Below are 21061 nucleotides of genomic sequence, written 5' to 3' on the forward strand. Positions count from 1 at the left end.
ACCCGAGACGGCTCCCCGCCCGCAACGCGGGTTGAGTTGTCGCGGGTGTTCGAGCCCCGGACCCGTGACAACTCAACCCGCGTTGCCCGGGGCGAGGAGGTGGTCAGCCCGCGTGTGCCGCCTCGTGGGCCAGCAGGGCCTGCTTCGCGGCGGTGCCGTAGAGGTAGTGGCCGGCGGCGCCGTCGGCGCGCACCACGCGGTGGCAGGGCACGACGACGGCCACCAGGTTGGCGGCGCACGCCCCGCCGGCGGCACGCACGGCCCGCGGGGCCCCGCACCGCTCGGCCAGGCCGCCGTAGGTGGCGGGGGAGCCGGGGGCGATGCCGCGCAGCTCCCGCCACGCCCGCTGCCGGAACGCGGTGCCCGGCTGGGCGACGTCGAGGGCGTCCAGCGCGGCCACGTCCCCCGCGGTGTAGGCGGCCAGGGCGTCGGCGACGGGCTGGGACGCACCCGGACGCGGTTCCACGGGGCGCGGGTTCATCTCGCGGTCGGCGGTCTCCGGGTCCAGGGCCACGAGCCGGTCCATGAGCGTCTCGAGGAGGCGCCCGATCGCGGCGGCGGGGGGCTCCGAGTCCTCCGGCACGGCCACGCCGGAGGCGCGCACCGTCTGGTCCTCGGGGGAGAAGACGGCCACGAGGGTGAGCTCGGTGGCGGGCAGGGCGGCGGCGGTCCAGCGCAGCTCGGGAAGCAGGTCCATCCCCTCATTGTCCTGCACGGCCCGGCCCGGACAGGTGTTCGCGCGTCCTCTCCCTGTGTCAGGCTGGCGTCCATGACCGAGATCCGCGTCTTCGAGCATCGCACCCTCCTGCGCCACCCGCGTGAGGTGGTCTTCCGCTGGCTGGAGAACCCCGGCGCGCTGGAGCGGCTCACCCCGCCCTTCGCGGGCGAGGTGGTCCAGGGACCCACGGACGGCCTCCGCGTGGGCTCCGAGTCGCGGCTGCGCATCCAGGCCCCCGGGGCGGCCGGCCTGTTCGCCGGCGCGGCCCACGGGATGCTCACCGGCCTGCTGCCGGACGCCGTCGCCTCCCGCCTGCCCGGTGGGGCCGCGCCCGCGGTGCCGTGGCGGGCCCGCCACACGGCCTACGAGGAGGGCCGCATGTTCCGGGACGAGATGGTCTCCGGTCCCCTCGCCTCCTGGCGGCACACCCACCTGCTCGATGACGCCGCGCCCGGTGAGGCGGACACGGCGGACGGCCGGCGCGGCACGGTCGTGACGGACCACATCGAGTACGCCCTGCCGGGGGAGTCCCTGGTGGCCCGCGTGCCTGCTCTGGGCAGCGCGGCCTCGCGCCGCACCCACGAGGCCTTCGAGGCGGAGCTGGGCCGCCAGTTCGCCTATCGGGCCCGCGTGATGGCCGATGACCTGGACTTCCACGCCGCCCATCCCGGCCCCCTCGTCGGCGGGCCGGCTCGCACGGTCGCCGTGACGGGGTCCGGCGGACTGATCGGCCGGCAGCTCTGTGCCCTGCTCACCACCGGCGGCCACCGCGTCATCCGGCTCGTGCGGAGCCCGAAGAAGGCCGGCGCGCTGGACGCGGCGCTGTGGGACCCCGGCCGGGAGACCGTGGACGAGGACGCCCTGGCCGAGGCCGACGTCGTCGTGAACCTGGCGGGCGAGCCCATCGCCGGCCGGTTCTCGGACGCGCACAAGGAGGCCGTGCACGACTCGCGCGTGCGCGGCACGCGCACCCTCGTGGACGCGCTCGCCCGGATTGCCGCACGGGAGGGGGACGACGCGCGGGTGCGGGCACTCGTGAACGGCTCGGCGATCGGGTACTACGGGGCGGACGCGGGCACGGGCCCGTTCGGCAGCGGCCTCGTCGAGGATCTGGAGCCCGGGGACGACTTCCTCGCCGAGGTCGTCGCGGACTGGGAGGCCGAGGCCCGACGCGCCGAGACGTCCGGCATCCGGGTGGCGATGCTGCGGACCGGCGTGGTCCTGAGCCCGGCCGGGGGCATGCTGCAGCAGGTGCTGCCGCTGTTCCTCGCGGGGCTCGGCGGCCCGGTCGCGACCTCGGGCGGGGAGAGCCACGACGGCAGCCCGTGGCTGAGCTGGATCGGCGCGGATGACATCGCGGGGGCCTTCGCCCACGCGGTGCTCGACGACGGCGTCACCGGCCCGGTCAACGCGGTGGCGCCCGAGCCGGTCACGGCGAAGGAGTTCGCCACCGTGCTCGGGCGGGTGCTGCGCCGGCCCGCTCTCATCCCGGTGCCCGAGGCCGGGCCGCGCCTGCTGCTGGGCGAGGAGGGCCGGGTGGAGACCGTCGCGGCGGACCAGAAGGTCGTGGCGGACCGGCTGGTCTCCTCCGGCTACGAGATGCGCGACCCCGAACTGGAGGGCGCGTTGCGCCACGTCCTCGGGCGGTGACGGGGGTGGGGGCAGCGTCCCACGGGGACGCTGCCCCCGCGGGTCGTCAGTCCTGCAGCGCGCCGGTCTCCCGGATGAGCTGGCCCAGCGCGGTGAACGCGTCGCGGGCCAGCGCCTCCCACAGGGCCAGGGCCAGCTGGGGGAAGCCCTCCTGGAGCGCGACCATCACCTGGGCGGTGAGGACTCGCGCCGTGACCGGCCCGCGCGCGCGGACGGTGGAGGGCTGGCGGCCGGGCTGGCCCAGGGCCATCTCGCCGAACGTCATCCCCGGGGTGAGCAGGGTGCGGCGCACGCGGCGGCTGCCCGTGCCCTGACCCGAGAGCTCCACGGTGCCGGAGACGATCACGTAGATGCCGCCGAACGGCTGGCCGGCGCGGCGGATGATCTGGCCGTCCGAGTAGACCCGCTCGTCCATCATGGACTCGAGCAGACGCGCGTCGTCCGCGGAGAGGTGCTGCAGCAGGGGTGCTACGGCCGCCTCCTGGGCGTCCCGCGGCAGCAGGTGGGGGGCGTGCCGGGAGAGCAGCCGCTGCTCGGCCCACTGGGCGGCACGCGAGCGGGAGTCGAAGAACACGAACTGCGCGCCCCCGGCGGCGGGGTCCACCCCCTCGGCCTCATCCTGCAGCGGCTCCGGCAGGTCCACCTCCACGGACTCCTCGACGGCCGCCATCAGCTCCTTCATCTCCGCGGCGTCCCGGTCCACGACGACGACGTCGAGCCCGTTGCCCAGCGCGCGGGCGAACCACTGGGCCACCAGCAGCCGGGCCGGACGGGAGATGGAGCTGACCGAGCGCATGTCCACCACGAGCGTCTCGAGGACCTCCGGCAGACCACGGCTGACGCGGGCGATCGCGTCCACCTGGCTGAAGCCGAGGTGACCGCCCAGCTCCATCACGTGCACGGTGTCCGCGAACCGCCCGAGCGCCTCGAGGACGACGGCGCTGCGCACCGTGCCCGAGGGCGCCTGATCGATCCGGTAGTGGGTGCGCAGGGCCGCGCGCGGGGAGCCGGTGACCACCGACGGGTGCAGCTCGAAGTCCTCGACGATGGTCCGCAGGGCGGCCATCGCCGCGGCGCCGAGCCCGTTCTCATCCGTCGTGTCCGACTGCAGCGCCAGACCGAGGTGGCCCGGCACCACCACGAGCACCGTGCCGCCGCGCGTGGACGCCCAGCCGGGCTGGCCGACGTCGTACGCCCACCGGGAGTCCCGGGTGTCCATGCCGCAGGAGTCCATCGCGGAGAGCACGCCACGGACCGTCTCCTCGCTCAGCACGCGGTCCCCGGTGACGGGGTGGACACCGCCGTGCGCGAGGGTGCCGGCGAGCAGGGCGAGGTCCTCCACGGTCACGGCGGCGGCACGCACCGTGGCGATGTCCTCGAGCAGCGTCTCGGGGTCGGCGTCCAGGGTGTCGAGGGACTTCATCAGCCAGACAGCGGACCGGGTGTGGTGCTGGGCGCGGTTCTCCGCGCGGGCGGCCGACTCCGTGACGGTGACCTCGCGGTCGAACAGGGCGGAGAGCAGCTGCATCATGCGTGCGGTGCGGTCGCGGCCGCCGCGGCCCTTCACCAGGGAGGCCGTGGCCACCGCGCCCGCGTTCTGCAGCGGGTTGTGCGGCAGGCCCGTGACGGCGTCCACCTCGACCCGATGGTCCAGGTCGCGCACGGGGGCGGCTCCCACGCGCTCGCCCACCCGCACCGCGCCGAGGTCCTCGAGGGCCTGCGCGTGGAACAGGGGAGAGGCGAGCGTGGCCAGGGGCACGGCCGTCATGGATCCGGAGACGTAGCGGTGCCCGTCCACCATGAGCATCGCGACGCCCAGCCCGTCCGGGACCTCCCCCTCACCCGCGTGGGCCGACGTGAGGCGATCGAGGTGCTCCTGGACGGGTGTGGTCATGGGTCACAGCCTAGTCAGTGGGGCGGCCCCGGGACAGCGCGACGGAGGCGGGCACAATGGGTCCCGATGCCCACCCCCGTCGATCCCGTCTCCGTCCCCGCCTGCCTCTCCGCCGCTCTGGGCCGCCTCAGCACCGGCCTGACGTTCGCCGCCGCCCTGCCCGAGCTCGAAGACGCACTGGACGCGCGCGGGGCGGCCGTCGTCGAGGCGCCCCCGGGCACGGGCAAGACCACCGTGGTCCCGCCCGCGCTCGCGGTCCGGCTCTCGGACCACGGCGGCGGGCGCGTCCTGGTCACGCAGCCGCGCCGGGTCGCGGTGCGCGCGGCGTGGCGGCGGCTGCGCACGGCGGTCCTGACCGCCGCGGCCGACGCGCAGCCCGGCGCCGACCCCGACGCGCAGGCTCGACTCGGGGACGCCGCCGTCGGGTATGCCGTGCGCGGCGACGCGGCGGGCGGCGGGGCCCCGGTCGTCGAGTTCGTGACCCCCGGCCTGCTGCTGCGCCGCCTCCTCGCCGACCCCGGGCTCGACGGCGTGGACGCGGTGGTCCTGGACGAGGTCCACGAGCGGGACCTGGACACGGATGTGCTCTTCGCCCTCCTCGCCGACCTGCGGCAGCTCCGTCCCGAACTCGCGCTCGTGGCCATGTCCGCCACCGTGGACGCGGCGGCCCTGGCCGCCCGCTGGGCCCGCGGCATGGGGGAGGCGCCCCTGCCCGTGGTCTCCACCCCGGCCGTGCTGCACCCGCTGCGCGAGGAGCACGCCCCCTTCCGCGGCCACCGCCTCACCGCCGAGGGCCGCGTGGACCGGGCCTTCCTCGACCACGTCGCGGCCACGGCCGCACGCGCCCACGCCGAGGCGCTCGAGGCCGACCCGACCGTGGACGCCCTCGTCTTCCTGCCCGGCGTGGCCGAGGTCGAGGCCGTCGCGGGGCACGTCGCCGCGCTCGCCCCGGACACCGAGGTCCGCGTCCTGCACGGCCGCCAGGAACCCGCCGACCAGGACGCCGCGCTCGCCGGCCGCGCCGACCCCGCCGTGCCGCGCGTCGTCGTCGCGACGGCGGTCGCCGAGTCCTCGCTGACCGTGCCGGGGGTGCGCCTCGTCATCGACTCGGGCCTGGCCCGCGAGCCGCGCCGGGACCGGGGGCGCGGCATGGCCGGGCTCGTCACCGTCCAGGCCTCGCGCGCGGCCGCCGGCCAGCGCGCGGGCCGCGCCGCCCGCCTCGGCCCCGGCACCGTGGTCCGCTGCCACACCGCTGCAGCCCTGGGCACCGCGCCCGCGGCCCCGACGCCGGCCCTCGCCGTCGTCGACCTCGCGCAGGTGGCCCTGGCGTTCGCGGCGTGGGGCGCCCCGGGCGGCCACGGGTTGACCCTGCCCGAGGACCCACCGGCCGACGCGATGGCCGCCGCCGAGCGCACGCTCGCCTCCCTCGACGCGGTGGACGCGGACGGGCGCATCACCCCGCACGGCGCCGTCCTGGCCGAGCTGCCCCTGGACCCGCCCCTCGGCCACGCCCTCCTGCGCGCGGCACCGTGGACGGGGCCCCGCCCCGCGGCCGAGGTGACGGCGGCCCTCGCCCTGGACCTGCGCGCCCCCGGGGCCGACCTCGAGGCGCTGGTCGCGGCCGTGCGGGACGGCCGGCACCCGGAGGCCGGGCGCTGGCGCCGGGAGGCGGATCGACTGGAACGACTCGCCCGTCGGCACGCGCACCACGCCCCGGACGAGCCCGGGCCCGAGGCGACGGCGGCCGCGCGGCGGCACCCCGCCGGCCTCGTGGCCGCCCTGGCCTTCCCCGCGTGGATCGCCCGACGCGCGGGGGAGGCGGGCGCGTACCTGCTCGCCTCCGGCACCCGCGCGGCCCTGCCCCGCGACGCCGCCGGCGGCGGCCTGGCGGGGCAGGAGTGGCTGGCCGTGGCCGAGGTCGCCCGCGTGGCCGGGGACGCGGCCGGCACGGGTGCCGTGATCCGCGCGGCCGCGCCGATCGACCGGCCGCTCGCCGAGCTCGCCGGCGCGGGCCTGCGGCGCATCGAGGACACCGCCGACTGGCGCGGGGACCGGCTCACCGGCCGTCGCGTGGACCGGCTGGGCGCGCTCGTGCTGGCGGAGACGCCGGCCCCCGTCGCCCCCGACGCCGCCGCGCAGGCCGTGCGCGCCGCACTCAGCGCCGACGGCCTCGCCCGGTTCGACCCGAGCGGTCGAGCCGAACGCCTGCGCCGCCGGGTGCACCTGCTCCACCGCGTCCTCGGCGCCCCGTGGCCGGACCTCTCGGATGCGGCGCTGCCCGGCCTGGACGCCCTGGTCGACGGGCTCGCGGCCGACCTGGCCGCGGGGCGGTCCCTCGCGCGCGTGGACGCCGAGGCGCTGCTGCGCGGCGCCCTGCCCTGGCCGGAGGCGGGCCGGCTGGACGAGCTCGCCCCCGAGCGCCTGTCCGTGCCGAGCGGGCGCGCCGTCGTCGTGGACTATCCGGCCGTCCACGAGGACACCCCGCCCGTGGTCGCCGCCAAGCTGCAGGAGTTCTTCGGGGCGCGTGTCACCCCCGCTGTCGCGGACGGTCGTGAGCCGGTGGTCCTGCACCTGCTCTCGCCGGCAGGCCGCCCGCTCGCCGTGACCGCCGACCTGCCGTCCTTCTGGGCCGGCCCCTACGCGCAGGTCCGGGCCGAGAACCGGGGGCGGTACCCCAAGCACCCGTGGCCCGAGGATCCCGCCGCCGCGGAGCCGACCGCCCGGACGAACCGCCGCGCCCGCTGAGAAAGGGGCCCGCGAAACGTGCGGGAATCGCTGTGATGCGTGATGATGGCCGTCACATCCGACTCGCATCGATTGAGGTTCCACTTGTGAGACACGACACGCGGGCACGTCAACGGCGCCGGGCCACGCTGGCCGGCGCCGTCGCCGCGGGCGCGCTCATCCTGGCCGGGTGTGCCCCGGCCGAGCAGACGCCCACCCTGACCTGGTACACCAACCCCGACGACGGCGGGCAGGCGAAGATCGCCGCCCAGTGCACCGACGCCGCGAACGGGCGGTACAGGATCGAGACGTCCATGCTTCCGACGGCCGCCGCCTCCCAGCGCGAGCAGCTGACCCGCCGCCTCGCCGCGGGCGACACGTCGATGGACATCATGTCCCTCGACCCGCCGTTCGTCCCCGAGCTCGCCGAGCCCGGGTTCCTGGCCCCCGTGCCGGAGGAGATGCAGGCGTACGCGAAGGACAACGCCCTGGAGGGCGCGCTCGCGGCCGCCAGCTGGAAGGACGAGCTCGTCACGGTCCCGTTCTGGGCCAACACGCAGCTGCTCTGGTACCGCAAGTCGGTCGCCGAGGCCGCGGGGCTGGACATGTCCCAGCCCGTCACGTGGGACCAGCTGATCGAGGCCGCCCGCAGCCAGGACAAGGACCTGGCCGTCCAGGGAGCCCGTGCGGAGTCGATGACCGTGTGGCTCAACGCGCTCATCGAGGGCGGCGGGGAGCAGATCATCCCCAACGCCGAGGCGTCCACGGACGAGGTCACCACGAACCTCGACTCCGAGGCCGGCCGCACGGCCGCCCGGATCATCTCCACGATCGGCAAGGAGGGTCTCGGCAGCGCCGGCCTGCCGACCCAGGACGAGAACGCCTCCATGCTGCTCTTCCAGGGCAAGAACGGCTCGTTCATGGTCAACTGGCCGTTCGTCTGGCCGGCCACCCTCGGCTCCGTGGAGGAGGGCTCGCTGCCGGAGGACCTGCCCGAGGACATCGGCTGGGCCGTCTACCCCCGCACCGTCGAGGGCGAGGACGCCGCGCCGCCCGTGGGCGGCATCAACCTGGGGGTGGGCGCGAAGTCCGAGCACCAGGACCTCGCCTGGGACGCGATCTCCTGCATCACCACCACCGAGCACCAGAGCCAGTACTTCGTCGAGAACGGCAACCCGCCCGCCGACCCGGCGGCCTACGACGCCCCCGAGGTCGCCGAGAAGTACCCCATGGCGGACACCATCCGGGAGTCCCTCGAACTCGGCGCCCCGCGGCCGCAGACCCCGTACTACAACGAGGTCTCCACCGCGATCCAGCAGCGCTACGCGCCGCCGTCGGGCGTCTCCGAGTCCACCCCGGCCGAGACCGACGACTTCATCCAGGAAGTCCTGAGAGGGGAGCGTCTGCTGTGAGCCATGTCGACACCGCACCCGCCGCATCCACCCCGCGCGCCGCCGAGGGTCGTCGCCCCCGCCAGGTGAAGTCCCAGCGCGCGAAGTCCGAGGCGCGTCTCGGCTGGCTCCTGGCCGGCCCCGCGTTCTTCGTGATGCTGTTCGTGGTCCTGTACCCGATCCTGCAGGCCCTCTACGACTCGCTGTTCAAGTACCGGCTCACCGCGCCGGGCGACCGCGAGTTCGTGGGCCTGGGCAACTACGGCGTGATCCTCACGGACCCCGTGTTCTGGAAGGACCTCGGGGTGACCCTGCTGATCACCGTGGTGACCGTGGTGGTCGAGCTCATCCTCGGCTTCCTGCTGGCCCTGGCCATGCACCACGCCATCAAGCAGACCCGCGGCCTGATCCGCACGATCATCCTGGTGCCGTACGGCATCATCACCGTGGTCTCCGCGTTCGCGTGGTTCTACATGTTCTCGATCGACTCGGGCTACATCAACGCCTGGTTCGAGTGGCTGCCGGGCGTCGACGCGGACCTGAACTGGTTCGCGCAGGGCAGCACCGCGCTGTTCGTGATCATGCTCTCCGAGATCTGGAAGACCACCCCGTTCATCTCCCTGCTCCTGCTGGCCGGCCTGGCCCAGGTGCCGGGCGACCTCACCGAGGCCGCCGCCGTCGACGGCGCCTCCTGGTGGCAGCGGATGAAGCTGGTCATCCTGCCGAACATGAAGGCCTCGATCATGGTGGCCGTCCTGTTCCGCGCGATGGACGCGTTCCGCATCTTCGACTCCATCTACATCATGACCAACGGCGCCTACGGCACCGAGGTCCTCTCGCTGCTGGCCTACCGCACGTCCATCGGCCGGCTCGAGATCGGCATGGGTTCGGCGGTCTCCGTGATCCTGTTCCTGTGCGTGGCCCTCATGGCGGTCATCGCCGTCAAGGGCTTCAAGGTGGACCTGGCCGACCGAGGAGGTTCCAAGTGAGCACCGCCGCATCCGCTCCCGCCCCCGAGGGCCGCGCGCCTGAGGGCCGCGCGCCCCACCGTCGCGGCACCGGGAAGGCCACCGCACTGTGGTGGATCCTCACCGTCGTGATCGGCGTGTGGTGCCTCTTCCCGCTGTTCTCGATCTTCGCGACCAGCTTCAAGACGCCCGCCGACCTCGCCAACGGCAAGCTGCTGCCCACCCAGTGGTCCACGGTGAACTACGAGGAGATCTTCGTGGGCGGCTCGCGCGAGCTGTTCCTCACGGCGCTGCGCAACTCGATCGGCATCACCGTGATCGCCACGATCATCGCCGTCATCCTGGCCACGCTGTGCGCCTACGCGATCGCCCGCCTGGACTTCCCGGGCAAGCGGATCGTGCTCACGGTGTCCCTGATGGTCTCGATGTTCCCCGTCATCTCCCTGGTGACGCCGCTGTTCAACATGTGGCGCACCCTCGGGCTGTACGACACGTGGGTCGGCCTGATCATCCCCTACCTGTCCCTGACCCTGCCGATCTCCATCTGGACCCTGGCCGCGTTCTTCCGCCAGATCCCGTGGGAGCTCGACCAGGCCGCGCAGGTGGACGGCGCCACCCCGCTCGAGGCGTTCCGCAAGGTGATCGTCCCGCTGGCCGCCCCCGGCGTCTTCACGACGGCGATCATCGCCTTCTTCATCGCCTGGAACGACTTCGTGTTCGGCATCTCCCTGACCTCCACCGAGACCGCGCGCACCGTGCCCGCCGCCCTGGCCTTCTTCACCGGCGCCTCGCAGTTCGAGTCGCCGACCGGGGCCATCTCGGCGGCCGCGATCATCGTGACCATCCCGATCGTGATCCTGGTGCTGGCGTTCCAGCGTCAGATCGTGGCCGGCCTGACCAACGGCGCGGTGAAGGGCTGAGGCCCGCACACGAGACCTCCCGAAAGGACCCCCCGATGGCCTCCATCACCCTGAACCACATCGACAAGACCTACGACGACGGCTTCCACGCCATCAAGGACGTGAACCTGGAGATCGAGGACGGCGAGTTCGTCATCCTCGTGGGCCCCTCCGGCTCCGGCAAGTCCACGCTGCTGCGCATGATCGTGGGCCTCGAGGACATCACCGACGGCGAGATGCTGATCGACGGCCGCCGCGTGAACGAGGCGGCCCCCAAGGACCGCAACCTCGCGATGGTGTTCCAGAACTACGCGCTGTACCCGCACCTGACGGTGTACGAGAACATCGCCTTCCCGCTGCGGCTGATCAAGGACAACAAGCCCTCCGATGAGGAGATCGACCGCAAGGTGCGCGACGCCGCCCGCGTGCTCGAGCTCGAGGACCACCTCGAGCGCAAGCCCGGCAACCTCTCCGGCGGCCAGCGTCAGCGTGTGGCCATGGGCCGGGCGATCGTGCGCGAGGCGGACGCGTTCCTCTTCGACGAGCCGCTGTCCAACCTGGACGCCAAGCTGCGCGGGCAGATGCGCGCGGAGATCTCGCAGCTGCAGCGCCGCCTGGCCACCACCTCCGTCTACGTGACGCACGACCAGACCGAGGCCATGACCCTGGGCGACCGGGTGGCCGTGCTCAAGAAGGGCGAGCTGCAGCAGGTGGCCAGCCCGCGCGAGCTCTACGAGCAGCCGCTCAACCTGTTCGTGGCCGGCTTCATCGGCTCGCCGTCGATGAACTTCCTGCCCGCCTCGCTGAAGCAGAAGGAGGGCGGCCACGTGCTGTCCTCGCCGATCGGTGACATCCCGGTGCCGCCCGAGAAGGCTCGCGCCGCCGAGGGGCGGGACATCGTGTTCCTCGGCCTGCGGCCGGAGTTCTTCGAGGACGCCGAGCTGGTGGAGGACAGCCGCCGCGACCGGGGCTCCACCTTCGACGCGACGCTCACGCACCTGGAGTGGCTGGGCCACGAGCAGTACGGCTACATCGAGTTCGATCCGGACCCGGCCGTGGCCGAGATGCTCTCCTCGCTGGCCAAGGACCTGGACGCGGACGAGCTGCGCCCCGTCGTCGTGGCCACCCTCTCCGGCGAGTCCCGCGCCCGGCCGGGCACGCCGACCCGCCTGTGGGTGGACACCACGCGGGTGCACCTGTTCGACCCGACGACCGGTGAGAACCTCACCCGCGACCCCGAGGTCGGCGCCGAGCTGACCCGCCGGGCCGCCGAGGAGCGCCGCCGCCAGATCGAGATGGCGGCCGAGCGTGACGCCGCCGAGCACGAGGCGGACGCGCCGCGCCGCTGAGCCGGCGCCGCGGACGCCGGGGGCGGGTCAGTACCCGCCCTCGGCGTCCACCAGGCCCTCCAGCTCCGTCCCGGCCGCGCGGGCCCGCAGGTTCCGCTCGACCCGCGCGTGGAGCAGCGGGACGCACATCTCCGGGGTGTCCGCCGTGTGCGGCGTGATGAGGGCCCGTTCCTCGGTCCAGAGCGGGTGGCCCTCCGGGAGCGGCTCGGGGTCGGTGACGTCCGTGCCGTAGCCGTGCAGCCGACCCGCCGCGAGGGCCTGGACGACGGCGTCCGTGTCCACCAGCGCCCCGCGGGCGACGTTCACGAGCACGGCGTCCTCGTCCAGGAGGGCGACGCGGTCGGCGTCGAACATGCCGCGGGTCTCCTCGGTGGCCGCCGCGGCGATCATCACGACCTGCGCGCCGGGCAGGACCTCGTCGAGGGAGTCGGTCGTGACGGTGCGGTCCGCGCCGGGCACGTCGCCCGCGCGTCGGCGGACCGCGGTGACGCGCACGTCCCAGGTCTTGAGCAGGCGGATGTACTCCTGTGCGATCCCGCCGCCGCCCACGACCACGGCGTTCAGGCCGTTCAGGGTGCGGCCGGAGGAGGGGCCCCACGCGGTGGCGCGGACGCGCGCGGGCAGGTCCCGCAGCAGGGCCAGGGTGAGCAGCAGCGCGTGCTCGGCCACCGGCGGCGCGTACGTGCCCTTGGCGGACGTCCACACGATGTCCGGGCGGCTGCGCACGAGGGGGACGAACGGCTCGATCCCGGCGAACGGGAGCTGCACCCAGCTCACGTGGGGGTGGGCGGCCAGGGCCGCGGCGAGCGCATCGACCGGGATCGGGCGGACCATCAGCAGGGCCGTGGCGGAGGTGTCGCCCTCGGCCACGGCGGCGCCGCCGACGTCGGCCACGGCCTGCTCGGCCAGCCGACGGGCGTGGGCGTAGGGGGTGCCGGCGACGTCCTGCGCCGCGGGGAGGACGAGCAGGCGCTCGGGGACGTCGTCGGGTCGGGTGCGGGGGAGAGCGGAAGTGGTGGGCATGGTGCCCACCGTCCCACATCCTCCGGGCCCGCTTCAGCCGGCGACGGCGTCCCGGTGCGCGGCGGACAGCCGCAGGTAGGTGGCCGCGTTCTTCTTGAGGCCCTCCCGCTCCTCGTCCGTGAGGGGGCGGCGGACCTTCGCGGGGACGCCCGCCACGAGCGAGCCGGCCGGGACCTGCGTCCCCTCGAGCACCAGGGCGCCGGCGGCCACGAGCGAACCGGCGCCGATGACCGCGCCGTTCATCACCGTGGCGGACATGCCGATCAGGCAGTCGTCCTCCACGGTGGCCCCGTGCACCACGGCGGAGTGGCCCACGGAGACACCGGCGCCCAGGGTGCACGGGAAGCCCTCGTCCGCGTGCAGCACCACGTTGTCCTGCAGGTTGGTGCCCGCCCCGACGCGGATGGGGGCGGAGTCACCGCGGGCGGAGACGCCGTAGAAGGCCGAGGAGCGCTCGGCCATCTCGACGTCGCCGGTGATCGCGGCGGTCGGGGCGAGGAAGACGGACTCGTGGATGCGCGGGGTGGCACCCGCGACGGTGATGATGTGGGCCATGCCACCAGCCTAGGCGGGCCGGACGACGGCACCGCGTGGCGCCGTCGTCCCGGGCTCAGCTGAAGACGACGGTCCGCCGGCCGTCCGTGAGGACGCGGTGCTGGGCGTGCCAGCGCACGGCCTGCGCGAGCGTGGAGCCCTCGACGTCGCGGCCGCGGGCCACGAAGTCGGCGGCGGTCTGGGCGTGGGTCACCGGCTGCACGGACTGCGCGATGATCGGGCCCTCGTCCAGGTCGGCGGTCACGTAGTGGGCGGTGGCGCCGATGAGCTTCACGCCGCGTTCGTGCGCCTGGTGGTAGGGGCGGGCGCCCTTGAAGGAGGGCAGGAACGAGTGGTGGATGTTGATGGCCATCCCGGCCAGGTCCCGGCACAGCTCGTCCGAGAGGATCTGCATGTAGCGGGCCAGCACCACCAGCTCGATGTCGAACTGGGCGATCAGGTCGCGCAGCCGGTCCTCCGCGGCCTCTTTGGAGTCCCGGCTCGAGGGGTCCTTGGAGACGGGCACGTGGATGAAGGGCACGCCGTAGAAGGAGGCGAGCGGCTGCAGGTCCAGGTGGTTCGAGACCACCACGGGGATCTCGATCGGCAGGGTGCCGGCGCGCTGCTGGAAGAGCAGGTCGTTGAGGGTGTGCCCGTCCTTGGAGCACATCACGAGGGTGCGCATGCGGTGCGCCGCGTCCCACAGGCCCATGCGCATGCCGAACTCCTCGCGCACCGGCGCGAGCGCCTGCTCGATGTCCTCCCGCACGGCCGGGGTCATGAACTCCACGCGCATGAAGAAGTCGCCGGTGTCCGGGGAGCCGTACTGCTGCGACTCGGTGATGTCCGCCTCCACGCCCAGCAAGGCGCCCGTCACGGCGTGCACGATGCCCTTGCGGTTCGTGCAGGCCAGCGTGAGCACGTGGGCGTGCTCCGCGCCGGAGGCGGGGGAGGGGCTGGGTGAGAGGGCTGCCGTGTCCATGGCGTCGATGGTAGGCGGTGCCGGCCACGCGGAACCGCGGGATGACGGGGCTGATCCCTGGTCGGGGGGCCGGGCCCCGTGTCATTCTCAAGACCAGGTTCCCCGCCGCGCGGCGGCGCGGGAAGCACGACGCGGCGCCCGGCCCGGCCGGTCGCCCCAGACGACCGAGGAGCACCCCCATGCCACAGTCCACCCTCTACTGGATCATCGCGGCGATCATCGTCGTGCTGCTGATCCTGATCATCCTCTCGGTGATCGCCTCCCGCCGTCGTCGTGAGGCCGAAGCCGAGGCCGCCGAGACCCGGCTCGAGCGCCGCGGCACCACCGCGGACACCGCGGACACCGCGGGTGAGCAGGCGGCCGCCCCCGCGGCCCCGACCCGCCTCTCCCGCCTGGACGAGGTGGTGGCAGAGAAGGACGCGCGCCCCGCAGCCGCGGTGAAGCCCGCCGGGGGTATGGCTGCGTTCGACACCGCCGCGGCGGACCGCGAGACCGACGAGTCCGTCGCCGGCGTGGCCGGCGGTGCCGGGGTGACCGTGGACCAGCACGACGCCCCGAGCACCGAGGCCGCCGCTGAGACCCACCGTCGCGATGCCGCGGTTCCGGCCACCCGGGGCACTCTGCGCCCCGCCGCGGCGGCGCCGAGCACGGCGCGCGAGGCGGACACCGTGGGCCTGGGCGCGGCCGGTGTGGCCGGCGGCTCCGGCGTCACCCTGGACGAGCAGACGCCCGCGGCCGACGTCCCGGCGACCCCGGCCTCCCCGTCTCCGGTGACCGAGACCCCCGCCCCGGCGGCACCGGCCGCCGAGGCTCCGCAGCACAGAAGCCACCTCACCCCGGCTCCCGAGCACGTGCACGGGACCGTCCCCGCCGCCGAGGTCGCCACCGAGCACACCCCCACCAAGGAGTTCGCCACGGACGCGATCCCCGTCCCTCAGGGCGAGCACCTCGAGACGCACACGGTCGCCACCACCGCGCACGGCTCGGTCACCGTCGTGGCCACCGAGTCGGACCAGGCCCAGCAGAACGGCGCCGACGGGGCGGAGCGCTCGGCCGCCGGGTCCCTGCGCATCGACGGCACGCCCGGGGTGCCCGGTCGCGTGGCGGAGGCGGACCGCGAGCCGGCGCGCACCGAGGACCACGGCGCGGACGTCGCGCAGCCGGCGGCGGTCGAGCCCGCGGCTGAGCGCCCGTCCCTCGAGGCCGCGGCCGAGCGCCCGTCCCTCGAGGCCACCCCGGCCACCCGACGGGCCGAGGCCCCGGAGACCCACGCCGGCACCACGCCGGCCACGCCCCTGGGCGGCGCCCCGGAGCTGGATCCGACCGCGGCCTCGTCCGGCCGTGCGGAGGACGCCACTCCGGCGACCCGCCGCGAGGCCCGCGCCGCGCAGTCGGCGGCAGCCGCCGGGACCGCCGCGCCGACGTCGTCGACGCCCACGACCGTGGCCCCGGACACCTCCACCTCCTCCGCCCCCACGGATGAGGAGCCCGCCGAGGACGACACCGAGGGCGCCGCCCTCCCGGACCTGCGGGCGGACCGCGACCAGACCCGAGGCTCGGACGCCGAGGGCGAGTCGAAGCTGGCCCAGGCCGGCGCCGTGGCGGCCTCCGCGTTCGAGACCGTGCGTGACAAGGTCGCCGTCCCGCTGCGGGACAACGTGGCCGTGTCCGCCAAGGACAAGGCCGTGAAGGTGATCAAGGACAAGCTGGCCCAGGCGCAGGAGCGCCGCTGGGGCAAGCGCTGACCTGGGCATTCGCCCCACGACGACGGCGGCCGCCCCCTCGTGCGAGGGAGCGGCCGCCGTGCGTTCAGCGGAGCGCGCGCGGGCGCTCGCCGGGGGAGGGAGCCGTCAGATGCGGGCCTCGCCGCCGGCCTCGACGCCCGGGATGCCGTCGCCCTCGTGGCGCTTGACCTCGTCCTCGATGCGCTGGCCGATCGCGGTGTCCACGTTCTTCCAGTACTCGAAGGCGCGGGCCTGGACGTCCTGGCGGACGCCCTTCAGCGCGCCGGCCACGGTCTCCACGAAGTCCTCGCGCTCCTGGGCCGAGAAGACCTCCCGGACGAGGGTGCCGGCCTGGCCGAAGTCGTCGTCGTCCGCGCGCAGGGCCTGGGCCTCGCGGGTCAGGGTGCCGTCGGCCTCCCAGCCGTCGTCCACCGGGCCGGTCTCGTCCGACCAGGAGTCGCCGTTGGAGTTCGGCGCGTAGGTGGAGCGGTCGCCGGTGTGGTCGTACCACATCTGGCCGTCGAAGGCGTAGTTGTGCACCGCGTTCTTGGGACGGTTCACCGGCAGCTGGTTCACGTGGGCGCCCACGCGGTACAGCTGTGCGTCGTGGTACGCGAAGGCGCGGCCCAGGAGCATGCGGTCCGGGGAGAGGCCGATGCCCGGCACGGTGTTGCTCGGGCTGAACGCGGCGGACTCGATCTGCGCGAAGTGGTTCTCCGGGTTGCGGTTCAGGGTCAGCGTGCCGACCTTGATGCGCGGGTAGTCCTTCTTGGAGATCGTCTTCGTCAGGTCGAAGGGGTTGAACCGGTAGGTCTTGCCCTCCTCGTAGGGGATCGCCTGGATGTAGAGGTCCCACTTGGGGTGGTCGCCCTTGGCGATGGACTCGAACAGGTCCTGGCGGTGGAAGTCGGCGTTCTCGCCGGCGATCTTGGTGGCCTCGTCGTTCGAGAGGTTGTGCACGCCCTGCTGGGAGATGAAGTGGTACTTCACCCAGTGCTTCTCGCCCTGGGCGTTGACCCACAGGTAGGTGTGGGAGCCGTAGCCGTTCATCTCACGCCAGGTGCGGGGCAGGCCGCGCGGGCCCATCAGGTAGGTCACCTGGTGCGCCGACTCGGGGTTGTTGGTCCAGAAGTCCCACTGCATGGTGGCATCGCGCAGGCCGGAGTCCGGCAGACGCTTCTGCGAGCGGATGAAGTGGGTGAACTTCATCGGGTCGCGCAGGAAGAAGATCGGGGTGTTGTTGCCGACGATGTCGTAGTTGCCCTCCTCGGTGTAGAAGCGCAGTGCGAAGCCGCGCACGTCGCGCCAGGTGTCCGGGGAGCCGAGCTCGCCGGCCACGGTGGAGAAGCGCAGGAGGGTCTCGGTCTTCGTGCCCGGCTGGAACACGAGGGCCTTGGTGTACTTCGACACGTCCTCGGTCACCTCGAACTCGCCGAAGGCGCCGGAGCCCTTGGCGTGCGGGCGGCGCTCCGGGATGTTCATGCGGTTGAAGTGCTGGTGGGTCTCCAGCAGGTGGGTGTCGTGCAGGACGATGGGCCCCTCGCTGCCCACGGTCAGGGACTGGCGGTCGCTGATGGCCGGGGCGCCGTTCTGGCGGGTGGAACCGGTCGCGTGCGGGGTCTTCTTCTGGTACTCCGTCATGGAACTCTCCTTCGTCGATCGACGTCGGCCGCGCACCGATCGGCGCGGTGGGCGGCGTCATCCCCGATCTTGGCATATTTCTGAATCAGTCAAAAGAACCGGGTGCCGGGGTCGGTCGCCGGGGCCGCGGGCCGCCGTCGCGCAGGCCCGACGACGGCGCCTGGTCACTAGGATGGAGGGCACCGGAGCCTTCCGGCCGCACAGACCCCCGTTCGAAGGGAACCCCCGTGACGCAGACGCCCGACATCAACACCCAGCCCCTCGCCGAGGTGGACCCGGAGATCGCCGCGGCGCTCGCGGACGAGCTCGGCCGCCAGCGGGGCACGCTCGAGATGATCGCCTCGGAGAACTTCGTGCCGCGCGCCATCCTCGAGACGCAGGGCTCGGTGCTGACCAACAAGTACGCGGAGGGCTACCCGGGCCGCCGCTACTACGGCGGCTGCGAGTTCGTGGACGTGGCCGAGAACCTGGCCATCCAGCGCGCCAAGGACCTGTTCGGCGCCGAGCACGCCAACGTCCAGCCGCACGCCGGCGCTCAGGCCAACGTGGCCGTGATGACCTCGCTGCTGGACCACGGGGACACGATGATGGGCCTGTCCCTGGCGCACGGCGGCCACCTGACGCACGGCATGAAGCTGAACTTCTCCGGCAAGAACTACAGCATCGCCGCGTACGAGGTGGAGCCGGACACCCACCGCATCGACATGGACAAGGTGCGCGAGAAGGCCCTCGAGGCCCGGCCGAAGGTGATCGTGGCCGGCTGGTCCGCCTATCCCCGTCAGCTCGACTTCGCCGCCTTCCGCTCGATCGCGGACGAGGTCGGCGCCAGGCTCTGGGTGGACATGGCCCACTTCGCCGGCCTCGTGGCCGCGGGTCTGCACCCGAACCCGGTGCCGCACGCCGACGTCGTCTCCTCCACCGTGCACAAGACCCTCGCCGGCCCCCGTTCGGGCTTCATCCTCTCCACCGAGGAGCTGAAGAAGAAGATCGACTCCGCCGTGTTCCCGGGCCAGCAGGGCGGCCCGCTGATGCACGCGATCGCGGGCAAGGCCGTGGCCTTCAAGATCGCCGGCTCCGAGGACTTCAAGGAGAAGCAGGAGCGCACCCTGGCCGGCGCGCAGATCCTGGCCGAGCGCCTGACCGCCCCGGACATGGCCGAGCACGGCATCTCGGTGCTCACCGGCGGCACGGACGTGCACCTGGTCCTGGTGGACCTGCGCGAGTCTCAGCTGGACGGCAGGCAGGGCGAGGACATCCTGCACGAGGTCGGCATCACCGTGAACCGCAACTCGGTGCCGTGGGACCCGCGTCCGCCGATGACCACCTCCGGCCTGCGCATCGGCACCCCCGCGCTGGCCTCCCGCGGCTTCGGCGAGGCCGAGTTCCGCGAGGTGTCCGACGTCATCGCCGAGGCGCTGAAGCCGAGCCCGGACGTGGAGGCGCTGCGCGCCCGCGTCGTGAAGCTCACCGAGGACTTCCCGCTGTACGACGGCCTCGAGGGCTGGTGAGCCGCCGATGACCGCGAAGGTCCTGGACGGCAAGGCCACCGCCGCCGCGATCAAGGAGGAGCTGCGCGGCCGCGTGGCCGCCCTCGCCGAGCGCGGGCACACCCCCGGCCTCGGCACCCTGCTCGTGGGTGAGGACGCCGGCTCGCAGAAGTACGTGGCGGGCAAGCACCGCGACTGCGCCGAGGTGGGCATCGAGTCCATCCAGCGTGAGCTGCCCGCGGACGCGACGGAGGAGCAGATCCTCGACGTCGTGCGCGAGCTGAACGAGGACCCGGCCTGCACGGGCTACATCGTCCAGCTGCCGCTGCCGAAGCACGTGGACACCCAGAAGGTGCTCGAGGCCATCGACCCGGACAAGGACGCGGACGGCCTGCACCCCATGAACCTGGGGCGGCTCGTGGCCTCGGTCGGCGGCGAGCTGGACTCGCCGCTGCCGTGCACCCCGGCCGGCTGCGTCGAGCTGCTGCGCCACCACGGTGTGGGGCTGGCCGGCAAGCACGTGCTCGTGATCGGCCGCGGCGTGACCATCGGCCGGCCCGCCGGCCTCGTGTTCACCCGCCGCGAGGTCAACGCCACCGTGACCCTGGCCCACACCGGCACCACGAACCTCGACGAGCTGCTGGCGAGCGCCGACGTCGTGATCGCCGCCGCCGGCTCCGCCCACATGGTGAAGCCGGAACAGGTCAAGGAGGGCGTGATCGTCCTGGACGTGGGCGTCTCCCGCGTGACCGGGGAGGACGGGACGTCGCGCGTCCTGGGCGACGTGGACCCGGCCGTGAAGGAGAAGGCGGCCTGGATGGCGCCGAACCCGGGCGGCGTCGGGCCGATGACCCGCGTCATGCTGCTGGCGAACGTCGTCGAGGCCGCCGAGCGTGCCGCCGACGGCGAGGACTGGGCCGGGGAGCGGGCCGGAGCCTGACCTCTCTCACTCCCGCGACCAACCCTGCGATATGGCCCCCATCCACCCCGGATGGGGGCCATATCGCAGGGTTCGTCGCCGAGGGGCGGCGCGCGTCCGGGCGGGTGGTGCGCCTATGCTGTCGCCTTGTGAGTCACACCACTCTGCACGCGTCCCCCGGCCCCGCCTCCGTCATCCGTGCCCGTGGGCTGCGCAAGCAGTACGGCGAGTTCCACGCCGTGAAGGGCATCGACCTGGACGTGCGCCCCGGGGAGTGCTTCGGCCTGCTCGGCCCCAACGGCGCGGGCAAGTCCACCACCATGCGCATGCTCGCGGGCACCTCGCAGCGCACCGCGGGCGAGCTGACCATCCTGGGCATCGACCCGGAGGAGGACGGGCCGGCCGTCCGTGCGCGCCTGGGCGTGGTGCCGCAGCAGGACAACCTGGACGAGGAGCTCACCGCCCGGGAGAACATCCTGATCTACGGCCGCTACTTCGGCCTGCCCTACTCGTACCTGCGGCCCAAGGCCGAGGAGCTGCTGGCCTTCGCCCAGCTCACCGAGAAGGCGGACGCCAAGGTCACCGACCTCTCCGGCGGCATGAAGCGCCGGCTCGTGATCGCCCGCGCCCTGGTCAACGAGCCGGCCCTCTTCCTCCTCGACGAGCCCACCACGGGCCTGGACCCGCAGGCCCGCCACATCCTGTGGGACCGCCTCTACCGGCTCAAGGAACGCGGCACCACGCTGCTGCTGACCACGCATCACATGGACGAGGCGGAGCAGCTGTGCGACCGGCTCGTCGTGGTCGACGGCGGCGAGATCATGGCCGCCGGCACCCCCGCCGAGCTCATCCGCGAGCACGCCTCCCGCGAGGTCCTCGAGGCGCGCTTCGGCGCGGACCGCAACGAGGCCGCGGCCCGCACCGTCCAGGCCCACGCAGGTGACGGCGTCGTGCACCGCGTCGAGGTCCTCCCGGACCGCGTCCTCGTCTACGCCCGACGCGCGGACGACCTGCACGACGTCGTGCAGCGCCTCGTCGACGAGGGCGCCCTGCCCGCCCCCGCCACCACGCTGACCCGCCGCGCGAGCCTCGAGGACGTGTTCCTCATCCTCACCGGCCGCACCCTGGTGGACTGACCCGTGCCGTCCCCCACCACGA

16 protein-coding genes are annotated in these 21061 nt (G+C 73.8%); 10 read left to right on the forward strand and 6 right to left on the reverse strand.

All coding sequences use genetic code 11. From position 1 onward, the window contains the following. Positions 1-103 precede the first annotated feature (103 nt). Positions 104-697, reverse strand: coding sequence for a methylated-DNA--[protein]-cysteine S-methyltransferase (locus J1M37_RS10095; RefSeq protein ID WP_206452554.1), 594 nt, complete (start codon positions 695-697; stop codon positions 104-106). A gap of 72 nt (positions 698-769) precedes the next feature. Here J1M37_RS10095 and J1M37_RS10100 point away from each other — a divergent pair, with 72 nt between their 5' ends. After that, positions 770-2368: a TIGR01777 family oxidoreductase gene (locus J1M37_RS10100; protein WP_095353387.1), complete on the forward strand. Its 1599-nt coding sequence runs from the start codon at positions 770-772 to the stop codon at positions 2366-2368. Between the two features lie 46 nt (positions 2369-2414). Here the strand turns inward: J1M37_RS10100 and J1M37_RS10105 are convergent, their stop codons facing one another. Then, complete coding sequence (locus tag J1M37_RS10105; protein WP_206452556.1) at positions 2415-4262, reverse strand: glutaminase; 1848 nt, start codon at positions 4260-4262, stop codon at positions 2415-2417. 66 nt (positions 4263-4328) lie between these two features. Between J1M37_RS10105 and hrpB the strand changes: the two genes are divergently transcribed. From hrpB to J1M37_RS10130, 5 genes are all read left to right on the forward strand, one after another. Continuing rightward, the gene (hrpB, locus tag J1M37_RS10110; RefSeq protein ID WP_206452558.1) at positions 4329-7007 is read left to right on the forward strand and encodes an ATP-dependent helicase HrpB; all 2679 of its coding nucleotides are present in this window, start codon (positions 4329-4331) and stop codon (positions 7005-7007) included. Positions 7008-7093: 86 nt separating this feature from the next. Continuing rightward, positions 7094-8398 carry an extracellular solute-binding protein gene (locus J1M37_RS10115; protein ID WP_206452562.1) on the forward strand — a complete coding sequence of 435 codons (1305 nt, stop codon included), beginning with the start codon at positions 7094-7096 and terminating at the stop codon, positions 8396-8398. Then, positions 8395-9366, forward strand: a complete 972-nt coding sequence (locus J1M37_RS10120) for an ABC transporter permease subunit (RefSeq protein WP_206452564.1) — start codon at positions 8395-8397, stop codon at positions 9364-9366. The genes J1M37_RS10115 and J1M37_RS10120 overlap by 4 nt, the downstream gene beginning before the upstream one ends. After that, positions 9363-10265: a carbohydrate ABC transporter permease gene (locus tag J1M37_RS10125; protein ID WP_080695955.1), complete on the forward strand. Its 903-nt coding sequence runs from the start codon at positions 9363-9365 to the stop codon at positions 10263-10265. Before J1M37_RS10120 ends, J1M37_RS10125 begins: the two co-directional genes overlap by 4 nt. 35 nt (positions 10266-10300) lie before the next feature. After that, positions 10301-11593 carry an ABC transporter ATP-binding protein gene (locus J1M37_RS10130; protein ID WP_206452566.1) on the forward strand — a complete coding sequence of 431 codons (1293 nt, stop codon included), beginning with the start codon at positions 10301-10303 and terminating at the stop codon, positions 11591-11593. Positions 11594-11620: 27 nt separating this feature from the next. On the opposite strand, the gene J1M37_RS10135 is transcribed toward J1M37_RS10130, so the two are convergent. The 3 genes from J1M37_RS10135 to purU are packed head-to-tail and all read right to left on the reverse strand — an operon-like array spanning position 11621 to position 14132. Next, positions 11621-12616: a D-isomer specific 2-hydroxyacid dehydrogenase family protein gene (locus J1M37_RS10135; RefSeq protein WP_241251020.1), complete on the reverse strand. Its 996-nt coding sequence runs from the start codon at positions 12614-12616 to the stop codon at positions 11621-11623. Positions 12617-12649: 33 nt separating this feature from the next. Beyond that, entirely contained in the window at positions 12650-13171 is a 522-nt protein-coding gene (locus J1M37_RS10140; RefSeq protein WP_036314590.1) for a gamma carbonic anhydrase family protein, read from the reverse strand. A 55-nt stretch (positions 13172-13226) separates the two neighbouring features. Continuing rightward, positions 13227-14132, reverse strand: a complete 906-nt coding sequence (gene purU / locus J1M37_RS10145) for a formyltetrahydrofolate deformylase (protein WP_078025783.1) — start codon at positions 14130-14132, stop codon at positions 13227-13229. Between the two features lie 179 nt (positions 14133-14311). Between purU and J1M37_RS10150 the strand changes: the two genes are divergently transcribed. Then, the gene (locus J1M37_RS10150; RefSeq protein ID WP_206452568.1) at positions 14312-15877 is read left to right on the forward strand and encodes a hypothetical protein; all 1566 of its coding nucleotides are present in this window, start codon (positions 14312-14314) and stop codon (positions 15875-15877) included. A 105-nt stretch (positions 15878-15982) separates the two neighbouring features. On the opposite strand, the gene J1M37_RS10155 is transcribed toward J1M37_RS10150, so the two are convergent. Then, a complete protein-coding gene (locus J1M37_RS10155) occupies positions 15983-17497 on the reverse strand; it encodes a catalase (RefSeq protein WP_020625388.1) in 1515 nt (504 codons plus the stop codon). Positions 17498-17724: 227 nt separating this feature from the next. Here J1M37_RS10155 and glyA point away from each other — a divergent pair, with 227 nt between their 5' ends. The 3 genes from glyA (at position 17725) to J1M37_RS10170 (ending at position 21039) form a co-directional block, all read left to right on the forward strand. Beyond that, entirely contained in the window at positions 17725-19005 is a 1281-nt protein-coding gene (gene glyA / locus J1M37_RS10160; protein ID WP_060974380.1) for a serine hydroxymethyltransferase, read from the forward strand. Between the two features lie 7 nt (positions 19006-19012). Beyond that, a complete protein-coding gene (locus J1M37_RS10165) occupies positions 19013-19924 on the forward strand; it encodes a bifunctional methylenetetrahydrofolate dehydrogenase/methenyltetrahydrofolate cyclohydrolase (RefSeq protein ID WP_036338210.1) in 912 nt (303 codons plus the stop codon). Between the two features lie 128 nt (positions 19925-20052). Further along, on the forward strand, positions 20053-21039 hold the full coding sequence (locus J1M37_RS10170; RefSeq protein WP_036314578.1) for an ABC transporter ATP-binding protein: 987 nt from the start codon (positions 20053-20055) through the stop codon (positions 21037-21039). Positions 21040-21061: the final 22 nt, after the last annotated feature.

The sequence above is a fragment of the Micrococcus sp. KRD012 genome (assembly GCF_017168555.1).
GTDB lineage: Bacteria > Actinomycetota > Actinomycetes > Actinomycetales > Micrococcaceae > Micrococcus > Micrococcus luteus.